The sequence below is a fragment of the Aeribacillus sp. JST-2 genome, from assembly GCF_056032925.1.
Map to the genome: position 1 here is coordinate 46,815 of NZ_JBVVUU010000010.1, position 13,671 is coordinate 60,485.

Consider the following 13,671-nt stretch of genomic DNA (forward strand, 5'->3'; position numbering starts at 1 on the left):
TTCCTTTCATCATGTAATTTCCATTATGTTTTCCAAATGGAACAGACAAGATACAAACCTCAAAAAAAGTATAGTGGAATCTAGCAAAATTGCAAAGAATAAATTTCATTTTTTCATAGCCGTGCGTTTAAAAACCAATGAATCACCTCATACTGAATAACAAAACGGACGGTTGAAGAGGTGACAAAACGTGGAAGCAATCGCGTCCAAGCGCATGCGTTTAACAATAAAAACGATTCGTGCATTGTTTTTTATCCATTTTTTTATTTTCATTTTTGCATTCATTTGCATCTCCATTGTCCTGCTTGTGGCGAAAGCCCAAGGAGCTCCATCTTTGGTTGTGCCGGAATCGGCGGTGATATATGCAAGTGATGGCACAAAGATCGGCGAGGAACATCACGGGGAGCGCCGTTTCTGGGTTAAGTTGGATGACATTTCCCCATATTTAATTGATGCAACAATAGCGGTCGAGGACAAAAATTTTTTTGATCATCATGGATTTGATTATAAAAGGATTGCCGGCGCCGCCATTGCGGATTTAAAAGCAATGGCCAAAGTTCAGGGAGCCAGCACGATTACTCAGCAATACGCCCGCAATTTATATTTAGGTTTTGATAAGACGTGGATGCGGAAATTAAAAGAGGCATTTTATACGATTCGTTTAGAAATGAATTACAGCAAAAAGAAAATTTTGGAAGGATATTTAAATACCATTTATTACGGTCATGGCGCTTATGGAGCCGAAGCTGCTTCCCGTTATTATTTTAACAAACATGCAAACGAATTATCCCTTGCAGAAGCCGCCCTTTTGGCCGGCATTCCAAAAGGCCCTCACACTTACTCGCCATATGTCAATTTTGATTTAGCCAAAGAAAGACAAGAGACCATCTTATTGATGATGGAAAAAGAAGGGTATATTACCAAAACTGAGGCCGAGCTCGCATCAAAAGAAAAACTGGATTTTCAAACGAAACGTGATGTTCAAACGAAAGAAAGGCTGGCTCCGTATTTTCAAGACGAGGTCATGAAAAAAGTGAGGGAAATTTTAAAAGGCGATGAAAAACTGATCGAAACAATGGGGCTTAAAATTTATACAACGTTTGATCCTCATCTGCAAAAAATGGCTGAATCAGCTGTTCAGCATATCATCAATCGCAATAGCGACATTCAAGTTGCTTTTGTCGCAACCGACCCGGAAACAGGTGAAGTGAAAGCATTAATAGGCGGACGCAATTATGAACAGAGCCCTTTTAATCGTGCAACACAAGCAAAACGGCAGCCGGGGTCTACCATTAAACCGTTTCTATACTATAAGGCGCTGGAGAACGGATTTACACCGTCGACAACGTTAAAGAGCGAACCGACAACGTTCCGCTTGGAAGAAGGGAATACTTATTCTCCCAATAATTACAACGGCTATTATGCCAACGAAGACATTACATTAATAGAAGCTCTGGCGCTTTCAGATAACATTTACGCCGTCAAAACCCACCTGTTAATCGGAATGGATGAATTAAGCGAAACGGCTCAATCCGTCGGCATCGGCAGCGAAAGCTTCCCAAAAATCCCTTCATCAGCATTGGGCACTGCTTCTGTAAGAGTCATTGATATGGTCAACGCCTACGGGATTTTAGCCAATGGAGGCAAGAAAATGGAGCCGACGCTGATTCGGAAAATTGTCGATAAGAACGGCAATGTTTTGTATGAGCAAAAGCGAAGAGAGGAATATGTGTTAAACCAACAGACGGCTTTTATTACGACCCATTTAATGACAGGCATGTTTGACAGGACTTTAAACAGCTACACAACGGTCACCGGTGAAAACATTATCGATCAACTATCTAGGCCGTATGCTGGAAAATCGGGAACAACAAAAACGGACAGCTGGATGATCGGTTTTACCCCACAGCTCGTCGCTGGTGTGTGGATCGGCTATGACAAAGCGAAGACGATCGACAAAGTCGAGGAACGGAGCTATGCCAAAAAAATTTGGGCAACTTTTATGGAAGAAGCTTTAAAAGACAAACCTGTCCATCCTTTTGATCCGCCCGGCGGAGTCGTCGGGGTCAAAGTAGATCCGGCGAATGGGTTGCTTGCTGCAGAAGGATGCCCTGTCTCCCGTCTCACTTATTATTTGAAAGGGACTGAACCAAAAAGAAAATGCATGGAACATGCCCAAAAAAAGAAGGAAGATCCGGAAGAAAATGGACCGCATCCGAAACATGAACCTTTCTTCAGAAGGCTTCTACCATGGCTTTAATCTTTCTTGAGAGACTTCTCCCAATCGTTAAAAGTTGCTGCTATCCATTGGCGCAGGCGCTTACATTGCCTGCGCCGCTTTTTGAAAAAGAAATGTTTTTCTATGATATACTAGAATAAATCATTTTAAGACTGAAAGGATTTACCGCGTAAATGAACGAATTACTAATGCAGCCGGAATGGAGAATTATCGACCATTCCCAATTAGGCCTCTATTTTGACGCAAAACAATCATTCGCCTATGATGATACGCTTTGCACATCTGTCGGCGGCGGATTGTCCCCCGCAACCGTTCGAACGTGGGTGCACAGAAATACAATTGTGTTAGGCATACAAGATACGAGAACCCCATATTTAAGAGATGGTGTCGATTTTTTGACAGAAAAGGGATACGAAGTGATCGTACGAAATTCCGGGGGATTAGCAGTTGTTTTGGATGAAGGAATTTTAAACATTTCGCTCATTCTTCCGGAAAAGGATAAAGGTATCGATATTAACCGCGGGTATGATGCCATGCTGGAGTTGATTCGCTTTATGCTGAAACAATATGGAGCAGAAATTGAGGCAGGGGAAATTGCCGGTTCGTATTGTCCAGGGAGCTACGATCTCAGCATCGAAGGAAAAAAATTTGCCGGCATCTCCCAACGCCGCCTCCGCAAAGGGGTTGCCGTTCAAATTTATATATGTGTAACAGGAAGCGGAGCAGACCGAGCCGAAACCATTAAACGTTTTTATGAGCTGGCCGTAAAAGGCGAAGCCGCAAATTTTGAATATCCAAAGGTGATTCCAGAAACGATGGCTTCTTTAAATGAATTGCTGAAAACAAATGTTACCGTTCAGCATTTAATTCGCGATCTTTACGCAGCGTTGAAATTGGAGGGCGGAGCCATCTATAGTTCCAGTCTGACGCCATATGAACTCGAATTATTGGAAACAAATTTTGCGAGAATGGTCGAAAGAAATGAAAAATTTTTATTCAAGGTTAATTAAGAAAAGGGATTTTTCATGTTTAAAAAAGAAGCCGCCGATGTTTTAAGGGCGACATCGGAACTGTCATCATCAAGCCTGAGGACTATGACAAAACGGAAGCAGATGATTATGTATTGCATGAAGACGGAGAGAAAATTTACTTCAGACGGACGAATATTGTTTTATAAACAAAGCATTGATCCATGTTAATGGAACAAGGCTGTCAGAAAAAGCGCACATTAAAACGCTACGACTACTATCTTCACCGCATTTCAAACGTCATGCTGGAAACAGCGGGAACAATTGATTTAGATGTGGAAATGAAGTTTCAAATCGGCAGCCAGCCATTTTCCATTGATGTCCATAAAAAATATTTGGAGGAACTAAAAGATTTATATAAAACGCTTGTCAAAATAGAAGAAATCGCAAATGACCCTGACGCTTATATTGATTTTGCCAGGCAAAGCCCGCAAATGTCCACCTCCGTCTTCACAAATGCACGCATGAACGAAAACAATCTCTCCCAGCAAAGAAATGAATGAAATATCCTTCATTGGTTGATGGATTGCAAAGAAACAGGACAATTTAAAAGATTATGGCTTTGTTTGAACTTTTTATCCGCCAGTAAATGCGCAAATGGGCTGTCTGAAAAGCCCATTTTAGTGTCACATGTTTTCAAATAAAAGACCAAAGAATGTTGATTTAAAGCATTCTTTGGTCTTACTTTTTTCATGATTGGGCTGAAAAAACCATTTTTCGGACAACTTCTTTGACCTTTCGGCTATTCCGCCATTTTTTCAAGATTGCCGTTGCGATCCATTTTGAATTTTGTCGCCGGGCGTTCTTCTTCTTCAAACAGCACCATCTTTCTTGCCCGATTCATGATCTTCATCAATGTTTCATAATCTTCTTGAACGGTTTGCGATTGTTCTTCAAGCTTAGCAAGCTTTTTTTCTAATTCTTCGTTTTTCTTGACCAGCTCTTCATTTTCTTTTTTCAAACGTTCGTTTTCCTGTTCTAATACTTCCGCATGAGTGTTGCTGCCTTGATACGTTCTTAAAAAGTCAATCACCCGATCAAGCGTTAATTCCGTTGATACAACCTGTTCTTGATGATTAGTAGTCTCTGAAGTTGGCATTAAATTTAAATCGGAAAGCTCATTGGGCGACGGTTCAGGCGGCGAATAAAGCAATTTTTTCTTGGCCGCCTGCCCTTTGCCCAATGCTCTCATTCTCTGCTTCCGCTGCTTTTTGGCAAGCTGCAAAGCTTTCTCGTACTTGCGGCGGACAACAGCGTTCCAGCGAAAGCCGCAAGCAGCTGATGTGCGGTTTAATTTATCGCCGACCTCTTCAAAGGCGTTTAATTGTGTGCTCCCTTCCCGCACATGGCGCAAGACGGTTTCCGCCAAAAGCAAATCATTTTCTTCAGTCCAAGCATCTTGTCTTTTTTTCACTCTTTTCCAACTCCCTTATTCTTCAATACTATTTTGCCTGCTACCCTCATTTTTTCCAAATTTTTAAATTTACATACAAGGATAGTAGATTTTTATTAACTTTTCCGTAAAACCACTCTAAAGGAAAAAGAAGAAGAAAGTTCACAAGCGCTGGGTGCAAAATATTTCTCGTGTCGATCTGAGGTTAAATTGGAAGATATCCCAGATGGAGCAATATATCCTTTTCAGAAGCTGCCTAACTTGATTTCAACCATTTTCCGAGGTATACTACCGGATAGTGTTGATGTTATAGAAAGGGTTGCATAAACATTATGGCTAATGAATTCCGCGTTTGCGACGACTGCAAAGCACCTAACTTAAAAACGCTAATACCAAAATTAAAACAATTAGATCCGGATGCCGCCATCGATATTGGCTGCCAGTCTTACTGCGGACCGGGGAGAAAAAAGACGTTCGTTTTTGTCAATAATCGTCCTGTCGCCGCTTTAACAGAGGAAGAATTGCTGGAAAAAGTGAAATCAAAGCTAAAAAAATAAACATCACCTGCGAGCTGCCATTCCTTTAGCAGGTGATTTTTTATTCCTGAAAAATTCAAAAAGAGCAGGTGTTCACGGCGGTTGAAACGAGATATAATATAGTCATGTCTAAACGGAAGAGGGAAAAAAATGGCTTATGCGAATGAAAAGCTGTCGGAAGAAAAAGTGTTTAAGGATCCGGTTCACCGCTATATCCATGTCCGTGATAAAGTCATTTGGGATCTGATCGAGACGAAAGAATTTCAGCGATTGCGCAGGATCCGCCAGCTCGGAACAACCTTTTTCACCTTTCATGGAGCCGAGCATAGCCGTTTTAACCATTCGCTGGGAGTTTACGAGATTGTCCGCCGCATCGTTGACGATGTGTTTCGCGGGAGACCTGAATGGAACGAAGATGAAAGGCTGTTGAGCTTATGCGCTGCCCTTTTGCACGATGTTGGGCACGGGCCGTTTTCACATTCGTTTGAAAAGGTCTTCCATTTGGATCACGAGGTTTTTACACAAGAAATTATTTTAGGCAATACGGAAATCAATAAGGTGCTTTCCAAAGTGGGAGCGGATTTCCCCAAAAAGGTGGCGGAAGTGATTGCCAAAACATACAAAAACAAACAGGTCATCAGCCTCATTTCAAGCCAAATTGACGCCGACCGAATGGATTATTTACAGAGGGATGCTTTTTACACCGGCGTTCAGTATGGCCATTTTGATATGGAACGCATTTTGCGCGTCATGAGGCCGAGAGAAGACCAAGTTGTGATTAAATACAGCGGCATGCACGCAGTGGAAGATTACATAATGAGCCGATATCAAATGTATTGGCAAGTTTATTTCCACCCTGTTACGAGAAGTGCGGAAGTGATACTGTCCAAAATTCTGCACAGGGCGAAGTCTTTATTTGAGAACGGCTATCCTTTTCAAACCGGGCCAGTCCATTTTTATTCGATTTTTAAAGGTAAGGTCTCAGTCGATGATTATTTAAAACTCGATGAATCGATCATTTTATACTATTTTCAGGCATGGCAGAACGAACAAGATAAGATTTTAAGCGATCTTTGCCAAAGATTTATAAACAGGCGGCTGTTTAAATATGTTGAATTTCAACCGTCAAATGAAGAATGGACGAAACTGATGGAACTGACAAGTTTATTTAAAAAAGCGGAAATAGATCCTGAATATTATTTAGTCGTTGATTCCTCTTCCGATCTCCCCTACGATTTTTACCGTCCGGGCGAAGAGGAAGAACGGCTGCCGATTCATTTGCTGATGCCGAACGGAGACATACGGGAACTTTCAAGGGAATCCGAAATTGTCGATGCGATCACGGGAAAAAGAAGAACCGATCATAAATTATATTTTCCGCTTGATTTCTTAAAAGATTTTTCCACGAAACAAAGGGCAAAACAAAGTATTTTACAACTCTTAATGGGATCGACAGATTTTAAATGAGGAGATGAAGGGCGTGTTAACCGATCATGCAAAACTAATGAAAGTTTTGGCGGTCTCAAAGGAAATTGTCGGACGGAAAAAACTGCAAAAAATAATGTATATCGCCAAAAAACTTGATTTTCCTTTTTATGAGAAGTTTCAGTTTCACTTTTACGGCCCGTACTCGGAGGAGCTGACTCTCCGCATTGAAGAGCTTTGCAATCTCGGTTTTGTCGATGAAGTGAAGGAAAAGAAGGGCGGTTATTATCAATATAAATATTCTCTTACAGCATCCGGAGAGGAATTTTTAAGCCATTATCATTTGGACATGCCGGAATTAGACATCTTCATTAATGATTTAAATGAGAAGCCAGCCCGCTTTTTAGAACTTGTTTCCACAATTTTATATTTTGAACACTTGGACAAGGATGAAGTGAAGGAAAAAGTTTTTACGTTGAAAAAAAAGCAGCGCTACACAGAGGAAGAAATTGAATCCGCCTATCAATATATTGAGGAATTACGCAAGAAAAAAACCGGCAGCTGATGCTGCAGATTTTCCGAACCGGCTGTCATCCAGAAGGGCTGCTTTTTCCCCCGGCAATAATTAAGCCGCTGCGAGCCTGCAAGAGCCGGCTCGCAGCTTTCACTTTTTTGATCGTTAGAATAAACATAAGTTTATGAAAACTGTCTTACCATGCTTTTAATTATCACTCATCCGCTTGCCGCCGACAGCGTAATGGTTTTTACTCATTTCTTCGATAAACACAACCACTTTCTCTTTAGATGCTCCTGTCGTTTCGCAAACAGCTTCCGTTACCTTTTCCACGAGCGCCTTTTTTTGCTCCTCCGTGCGGCCTTCCAACATTTTTACTGTAACATACGGCATAAAATATCTCCTCTTTTCTATAGATAATGTATTTTGTTCCCAACTATAGTATACTTGATGATGGATAGTTTGTTGAGATAGGAGGGCGCCTTTTGCCATTTTTATATTACGATTTAAACGTCATTCCGTTTGTGGTCATCGCATTGATCATAGGCTTTACGCTGCACGAGTTTTCCCACGCGTTTGTCGCATACAAATTTGGGGATCCGACAGCGAAAAATCAAGGAAGGTTAACTTTGAACCCCATTTCTCATCTTGATCCGATCGGAACTATTTTGATTTTTTTAGCCGGTTTTGGCTGGGCAAGACCTGTTCCGGTAAACCGTTTTTATTTTAAAAATCCACGTTTGGCCGGTGTGCTGGTTTCCGTTGCGGGGCCTTTAAGCAACGCAGGAATCGCCTTTATTGCTTTCCTGATTTGGAACATTTTCATTTCCTTCGATGTATTTTCAGCCTTTTCCTATCAATCCGTTAGCATGGTTGAACAATTCTTTAACATTTTTATATCTTTAAATATCATGCTGTTCATTTTTAACTTGCTGCCTTTTCCGCCGCTTGACGGTTATCGGATCATTGAAGATTTATCACCAAGGCATATTCGGGCAAAGCTCACGCAATATGAAAACTATGGAGTGCTTATCTTTTTAATCATTGTTTTGACTCCTCTTGATCAATATATTATTCATCCTTGGTTCGAGTGGGGAAGCAGCATTGTGGTTGCTTTCTTCCATGCCATTTTGCAACCTTTCTTTTAAAGGAGGAAACTGGACATGACAGAAAAAAAGAAAAAGGTGGAATTTCAAATCATTAAAAATGATCCGACTGACGGCCATCGCGGCTTTGGCGCCGGGACACTCAGTTTGGAAAATGTTTCTCCTGTCCTGATTGATATTGAAGGAAAAGAAGCGTTCGTTGATATTGGTGCGATGCACGCTCGAAGCCAAGTTGAGCGAGGCATCAAATTCACTCATGTGAAGGAAGATGTCCCAAATGGAAAACCATATTGGCTCGTTTGGGTTACGATCGACAGAAAAGAAGAAGGTCCATATTATGCCGGTGTTGCGGCATGTTATATGACGGTTGACCGTGAGGCAAGACGCGGCTATAAATCATTGCCAGAACATGTCAATCGCATGGATAAATCATTGAAACGGCATATTATTGTCGATCACATGGATGACAGTTCGAAAAAGGTGCTGGCGCAATTTTTACGCAATCACGATCAGGGGATGTGGGATCGTTCCAGCGATGAATTAAAAAAAGGTCTGCTTGTTTCGGAAAACGAAGAATAAATCTGCCTTCCTTGAACCATTCCCCTTAAAGCTATACGGAAATTTTATAGGCTGAACATAAAAACGATAAGCAGGGATTTTCTTGGCAAAATTCCCTGCTTTTTCCATGGATGTTGCTTCCGTGAATGATTCCCTTCCGTTTTCTCCTGCATAACAAACGTTGCCGATTTCCCGTAAGATGTTACACAAACGCTCTCCTGAGGCAATCAATTTTGTTTGGAAAAGAAATGCCCTTTCATCAGGAAACCAAAAATCTTTTCTGTTCCTTACGAAGGGGTTGAAAGTTTTTTATTGAAGCGATTGACAAGCAGTAATAATTGCCAGTTTGTAAACATCCTCAGCATTGCAACCGCGCGATAAGTCGTTTACCGGTGCATTCAAGCCTTGGAGAATGGGGCCGATCGCTTCAAAACCGCCGAGGCGCTGCGCAATTTTGTAACCGATGTTTCCTGACTCGAGGCTAGGGAAAATGAATACATTGGCATCCCCTTTAATGATGGAATGGGGAGCTTTCTTTTCCGCAACGGACGGTACAAACGCAGCATCAAACTGGAATTCGCCGTCTATAACTAAATTCGGAGCCAATTCTTTTGCCAATTTCACAGCGTCCGCCACTTTTTCTGTTTCCGGCGATTTTGCCGATCCTTTCGTTGAAAAACTTAACATGGCAATGCGGGGTTCGATATCAAACATTTTGGCCGTATTTGCGCTTTCTACGGCTATCTCGGCTAAATCTTGGCTGTCAGGAGCAATATTGATGGCGCAATCTGCAAAAATGTATTTTTCCTCCCCGCGGACCATAACGAAAACTCCGGATGTTTTTTTCACCCCTTGTTTTGTTTTAATGATTTGCAATGCGGGGCGGACTGTATCAGCTGTGGAATGTGCAGCTCCGCTCACAAGCCCGTGCGCTTTCTTTGTATACACTAGCATCGTTCCAAAATAGTTCTCATCCAAAAGAAGCTTCCGAGCGTCCTCTTCTGTCGCTTTCCCTTTCCGGCGTTCTACAAACGCTTGAACAAGTTCTTCAAATTGTTCATAATGAGAAGGGGTATACACTTCAATCCCATTAACGGATACACCTAATTGCACTGCTTTTTCTTGAATTTTTGCTTCATCGCCAATTAAGATCGGCTGCACTAATTTGTCTTTTTTCAGCCGGGCTGCAGCCGTTAAAATCCGCTCATCCAACCCTTCAGGGAAAACAATTTTCACTTCTTTTCCCTGCACTTTATTTTTCAGTCCAGAAAACAAATCCGCCAAAATCATTCCTCCTTTATATTTTTTCTTCATCTTATTGTGCTTCATCCATCTTTTAGCATACTCTTCTGAAGGATAAATTCAAACCAAAAGCCGCCATTAGAACGTTTACACGGAAAATTTTTTTTTCATTTCACATAATTGTCACAGGCTTGCGGTCTGATTTTTCGAAATAAACTGTGGTATAGTAAAAATGAACTTTTAGAACATGGAGGTGTCATTATGAGCGAAGAACTTCGCACCAATGAAGCGGTTGAAACGCTTGATGGCTGGTACTGTTTGCACGATTTCCGTTCCATTGACTGGAGCGCTTGGAAAACTTTGTCGAGTGATGAACGTCAACAAGCAATTCATGAATTTCTAAACTTATTGGAAAAATGGACGGCTGCTGAAAAAGAAGGAAATGGAAGCCATGCTTTATATACGATCGTCGGGCAAAAGGCCGACTTGATGATCATGCTTCTCCGGCCAACGATGGAAGAACTTAATGAAATCGAAACGGAATTTAACAAAACAAAACTCGCTGAATTCACTGCTCCCGCTTACTCTTATGTTTCTGTTGTCGAATTAAGCAGCTATTTGGCAAGCGGCAGCGATGGCGACCCATATCAAAATCCTTATGTCCGCTCTCGGCTATACCCGATTTTGCCAAAAACAAAATACATTTGTTTTTATCCGATGGACAAGCGGCGCCAAGGAAATGACAACTGGTATATGCTGCCAATGGAAGAGCGGCGCAGCCTGATGAGAAGCCACGGAATGATTGGCAGAAAGTACGGGGATAAAGTGAAGCAAATCATTACTGGATCAGTCGGTTTTGATGATTGGGAATGGGGCGTCACGTTATTCTCAGACGACGTCTTGCAATTTAAAAAACTTGTATATGAAATGCGTTTTGATGAAGCAAGCGCCCGCTACGGAGAATTTGGTTCATTTTTCGTCGGCAACATTTTGCAGCCTGAAAAAGTGGCAGCTTTTCTGCATGTGTAAAAAAAGATTGTGGCATTAGCGCACAACATTCTGAAAGCAGCAGGCACAGATAAAAATTGAAACATACAAAAAGGCAAGTGGAGAAAAACGAGCTGCTTTTTCTCCACTTGCTTCATTTTTCTTACGATTAGTCAAGGGGATTCCGTGAATTAATTTTAGGAGGAAGGGGTGCTCCTTCTTCCTAAAATTAATTTTCCCATGCCAAAATAAGACCTACTCTAGGCTCACTATGCTATCTTACAACAATTTTATAATTGTCAATTAAATTGTGTGTAATAAGATGGAGGGCACTTCAATAACTTATTCACACATGCAATGGACGCAACTTTATGACATTTGTTATAAGGTTGCGTTTTTTTTTCAAACGGTTATAAAAAAATTTTCCTTCACATACATTGAAATGAACGATCAAAAGTTGGTTTTTCGTTTTCCATGAAAAAGGAAGGTGAAACAATGGCTATTATACCCACATACTGAAGAAGAAGTAAAACTTTTGGCAAGATTAATACGGGCTGAAGCAGAGGGGGATGGAAATTTAGGAATGCTTCTCGTCGGCAATGTAGGGGTAAACCGCGTTCTGGCCAATTGCTTGGACTTTAGAGGCATCCGCACTATCCGGCATATGGTTTTCCAAAGCCCCGGCGGATTTGAAGCAACTCAAAAAGGTTACTTTTATCAAGCGGCAAGGCAAAACGAAATCAATTTAGTAAGAAAATTGATTAATGGAAACCGTTATCATCCTGCTGAAACTTCTTTATGGTTTTTTAAACCTGTCGGCGATTGCCCCCCTACATGGTATAACCAATACAATGCAGGCAGATATAAATCCCATTGCTTTTACTTTCCTGCCCAATCTGTTTGTCCAGGTGTATACAGGTATTAGGAGGTGTTTAAATTGAGCAAAAAAAGCCAACCGAATCGGCAGCAGCAAGTTTATTCGGCGCCGTCAACTCCCCCGGTACAGCCAACTTACCCCTATGGATTTTATGCACCAAGCGGATCTGTCATTGGAGCTTCTCCTCCCGCTCAAGGAGGTGCAGCCGCCGGCCAGCATGTACCTGGTATGCTGCCCCTTGAAGAGTCGTATATTGAAAATATATTGCGTTTAAATAAAGGAAAAATGGCCACCGTTTACATGACCTTTGAAAATAATCCACAATGGCCTGCAAAAGTGTTTCGGGGAGTTATTGAGGCTGCCGGAAGGGATCATCTCATATTAAGCGATCCGCAAACAGGAAGACGCTACCTGCTTTTGATGGTTTATTTGAATTATGTTACATTTGATGAACCAATCGAATATACGTATCCTTACGGTCTTGCAACCTATTCTCCCAGATAAATCCCGTTTTATGCGGGATTTTCATTTTTTCAAAAAATTTTCATAACTATACAAGCACCATTTGGTGTACAATATATTTGTGAACTTTTTCACAAAATTAGAAAGGAGCATTTTCTATGGCTATCAAACAGGTTAACCGTGTAGCATTAATCGGGACAGGCCTTGTCGGTTCCAGCTATGCTTTCGCCCTCTTAAATCAAGCAGTCGCAGAAGAGTTGGTGCTTATTGATGTTAACAAAGAAAAGGCAATCGGTGATACGATGGATTTAAACCACGGAATGCCATTCGCCCCATCTCACATGAATATTTGGTATGGAGATTATTCGGATTGTAAAGACGCCGACATTGTTGTCATATGTGCTGGAGCCAATCAAAAAAAGGGAGAAACCCGATTGGATCTTGTTGAAAAAAACATCTCTATTTTTAAAAATATTGTAAAAAATGTTACAGACAGCGGGTTTAATGGCATTTTCCTAATCGCAACAAATCCAGTTGATATTTTAACATATGCAACATGGAAGTTTTCTGGATTTCCTAGAGAGCGGGTCATCGGTTCCGGCACTATTTTAGACACAGCCAGATTCCGTTATTTGCTAGGAGATTATTTTAAAATTGACCCGAAAAATGTTCATGCATACATTATTGGCGAACATGGCGACACCGAACTGCCCGTCTGGAGCCATGCTGATATCGGCGGCATTCCCGTTCTCCAATTAATCGAGAAATACCCCGACTACAAAAAAGAAGATATGGAAGATATTTTCGTTAACGTACGCGAAGCCGCCTACCATATCATTAACAAAAAAGGAGCCACTTATTATGGAATTGCACTAGGGCTTGTCCGTTTAACAAAAGCGATATTGAAAAATGAAAACTCCATTTTAACCGTTTCTGCTTATTTAAACGGAGAATACGGACATGATGATATTTATATCGGCATTCCGGCGGTTGTCAACAGAAATGGCATACAAAAAGTCATTGAGCTGCCTTTAAACGAAGAAGAAAGCATGCAATTCGCCCATTCTGTTGAAGTGCTGAAAAAGACGATGAAGCCATTTTTTTGATGTTTACAGTTAAAAAAACCGGGCGTAAAAAAGCGTCCGGTTTCTCTTTTTAGCGTACAAAGAAAGTTCTGTATGGGAGATCCTCTTCTTATCTTCCTTCTGCTCTTGTGTTAAAAACTTCCTAAATCAAGATCATGCTTTAAATAGCGATTTTAATACCATCCTTGGACAGTGCAGCTGGCAGCCATACAAAAGAAC

At 41.2% G+C, this 13,671-nt stretch carries 15 protein-coding genes and 1 pseudogene; 13 read left to right on the top strand and 3 right to left on the bottom strand.

Annotated elements, in window-relative coordinates:
* Positions 1-190: 190 nt before the first annotated feature.
* The 4 genes and pseudogenes from AC0KTX_RS07445 (at position 191) to AC0KTX_RS07460 (ending at position 3,837) form a co-directional block, all read left to right on the top strand.
* A complete protein-coding gene (locus AC0KTX_RS07445) occupies positions 191-2,260 on the top strand; it encodes a transglycosylase domain-containing protein (protein WP_474251588.1) in 2,070 nt (689 codons plus the stop codon).
* Positions 2,251-2,379, top strand: a complete 129-nt coding sequence (locus AC0KTX_RS07450; RefSeq protein WP_474251589.1) for a hypothetical protein — start codon at positions 2,251-2,253, stop codon at positions 2,377-2,379. The genes AC0KTX_RS07445 and AC0KTX_RS07450 overlap by 10 nt, the downstream gene beginning before the upstream one ends.
* Positions 2,380-2,412: 33 nt before the next feature.
* Positions 2,413-3,249 carry an octanoyl-[GcvH]:protein N-octanoyltransferase gene (lipL, locus tag AC0KTX_RS07455; RefSeq protein WP_474251590.1) on the top strand — a complete coding sequence of 279 codons (837 nt, stop codon included), beginning with the start codon at positions 2,413-2,415 and terminating at the stop codon, positions 3,247-3,249.
* A 15-nt stretch (positions 3,250-3,264) separates the two neighbouring features.
* Positions 3,265-3,837: pseudogene (locus AC0KTX_RS07460) on the top strand (PH domain-containing protein).
* A 172-nt stretch (positions 3,838-4,009) separates the two neighbouring features.
* Here AC0KTX_RS07460 and AC0KTX_RS07465 read toward each other — a convergent pair.
* The gene (locus AC0KTX_RS07465; RefSeq protein WP_474251591.1) at positions 4,010-4,681 is read right to left on the bottom strand and encodes an RsfA family transcriptional regulator; all 672 of its coding nucleotides are present in this window, start codon (positions 4,679-4,681) and stop codon (positions 4,010-4,012) included.
* A gap of 311 nt (positions 4,682-4,992) precedes the next feature.
* On the opposite strand from AC0KTX_RS07465, the gene AC0KTX_RS07470 reads away from it, so the two are divergent.
* The 3 genes from AC0KTX_RS07470 to AC0KTX_RS07480 all read left to right on the top strand — a co-directional run bounded on the left by AC0KTX_RS07470 (position 4,993) and on the right by AC0KTX_RS07480 (position 7,186).
* On the top strand, positions 4,993-5,217 hold the full coding sequence (locus AC0KTX_RS07470) for a YuzB family protein (protein ID WP_474251592.1): 225 nt from the start codon (positions 4,993-4,995) through the stop codon (positions 5,215-5,217).
* A 129-nt stretch (positions 5,218-5,346) separates the two neighbouring features.
* Positions 5,347-6,663 carry an HD domain-containing protein gene (locus AC0KTX_RS07475; RefSeq protein ID WP_474251593.1) on the top strand — a complete coding sequence of 439 codons (1,317 nt, stop codon included), beginning with the start codon at positions 5,347-5,349 and terminating at the stop codon, positions 6,661-6,663.
* A gap of 13 nt (positions 6,664-6,676) precedes the next feature.
* Positions 6,677-7,186: a YwgA family protein gene (locus AC0KTX_RS07480; RefSeq protein ID WP_474251594.1), complete on the top strand. Its 510-nt coding sequence runs from the start codon at positions 6,677-6,679 to the stop codon at positions 7,184-7,186.
* A gap of 156 nt (positions 7,187-7,342) precedes the next feature.
* Here the strand turns inward: AC0KTX_RS07480 and AC0KTX_RS07485 are convergent, their stop codons facing one another.
* Positions 7,343-7,528, bottom strand: coding sequence for a 2-hydroxymuconate tautomerase (locus AC0KTX_RS07485; protein ID WP_474251595.1), 186 nt, complete (start codon positions 7,526-7,528; stop codon positions 7,343-7,345).
* A 92-nt stretch (positions 7,529-7,620) separates the two neighbouring features.
* On the opposite strand from AC0KTX_RS07485, the gene AC0KTX_RS07490 reads away from it, so the two are divergent.
* A complete protein-coding gene (locus tag AC0KTX_RS07490) occupies positions 7,621-8,283 on the top strand; it encodes a site-2 protease family protein (RefSeq protein WP_474251596.1) in 663 nt (220 codons plus the stop codon).
* Between the two features lie 15 nt (positions 8,284-8,298).
* Positions 8,299-8,820: a YwhD family protein gene (locus tag AC0KTX_RS07495; RefSeq protein WP_474251597.1), complete on the top strand. Its 522-nt coding sequence runs from the start codon at positions 8,299-8,301 to the stop codon at positions 8,818-8,820.
* 288 nt (positions 8,821-9,108) lie between these two features.
* Here AC0KTX_RS07495 and pta read toward each other — a convergent pair whose 3' ends face one another.
* Entirely contained in the window at positions 9,109-10,083 is a 975-nt protein-coding gene (pta, locus tag AC0KTX_RS07500; RefSeq protein ID WP_474251598.1) for a phosphate acetyltransferase, read from the bottom strand.
* A 219-nt stretch (positions 10,084-10,302) separates the two neighbouring features.
* On the opposite strand from pta, the gene hemQ reads away from it, so the two are divergent.
* The 4 genes from hemQ to AC0KTX_RS07520 all read left to right on the top strand — a co-directional run bounded on the left by hemQ (position 10,303) and on the right by AC0KTX_RS07520 (position 13,473).
* Positions 10,303-11,070 (top strand): hydrogen peroxide-dependent heme synthase, encoded by a 768-nt coding sequence (gene hemQ, locus AC0KTX_RS07505; protein ID WP_474251599.1) that lies wholly within the window; start codon positions 10,303-10,305, stop codon positions 11,068-11,070.
* Between the two features lie 445 nt (positions 11,071-11,515).
* Complete coding sequence (locus AC0KTX_RS07510; RefSeq protein ID WP_474251600.1) at positions 11,516-11,953, top strand: cell wall hydrolase; 438 nt, start codon at positions 11,516-11,518, stop codon at positions 11,951-11,953.
* A 12-nt stretch (positions 11,954-11,965) separates the two neighbouring features.
* Complete coding sequence (gerQ, locus tag AC0KTX_RS07515) at positions 11,966-12,409, top strand: spore coat protein GerQ (RefSeq protein WP_474251601.1); 444 nt, start codon at positions 11,966-11,968, stop codon at positions 12,407-12,409.
* A gap of 116 nt (positions 12,410-12,525) precedes the next feature.
* Positions 12,526-13,473: an L-lactate dehydrogenase gene (locus tag AC0KTX_RS07520; RefSeq protein WP_474251602.1), complete on the top strand. Its 948-nt coding sequence runs from the start codon at positions 12,526-12,528 to the stop codon at positions 13,471-13,473.
* Positions 13,474-13,671: the final 198 nt, after the last annotated feature.

Coding starts and splice junctions, on each gene's coding strand:
- hemQ (WP_474251599.1), top strand. CDS start 10,303: ATGAGCGAAGAACTTCGCACCAATGAAGCGGTTGAAACGCTTGATGGC.
- AC0KTX_RS07520 (WP_474251602.1), top strand. CDS start 12,526: ATGGCTATCAAACAGGTTAACCGTGTAGCATTAATCGGGACAGGCCTT.
- lipL (WP_474251590.1), top strand. CDS start 2,413: ATGAACGAATTACTAATGCAGCCGGAATGGAGAATTATCGACCATTCC.
- AC0KTX_RS07475 (WP_474251593.1), top strand. CDS start 5,347: ATGGCTTATGCGAATGAAAAGCTGTCGGAAGAAAAAGTGTTTAAGGAT.
- AC0KTX_RS07470 (WP_474251592.1), top strand. CDS start 4,993: ATGGCTAATGAATTCCGCGTTTGCGACGACTGCAAAGCACCTAACTTA.
- AC0KTX_RS07495 (WP_474251597.1), top strand. CDS start 8,299: ATGACAGAAAAAAAGAAAAAGGTGGAATTTCAAATCATTAAAAATGAT.
- AC0KTX_RS07485 (WP_474251595.1), bottom strand. CDS start 7,528: ATGCCGTATGTTACAGTAAAAATGTTGGAAGGCCGCACGGAGGAGCAA.
- AC0KTX_RS07450 (WP_474251589.1), top strand. CDS start 2,251: ATGGCTTTAATCTTTCTTGAGAGACTTCTCCCAATCGTTAAAAGTTGC.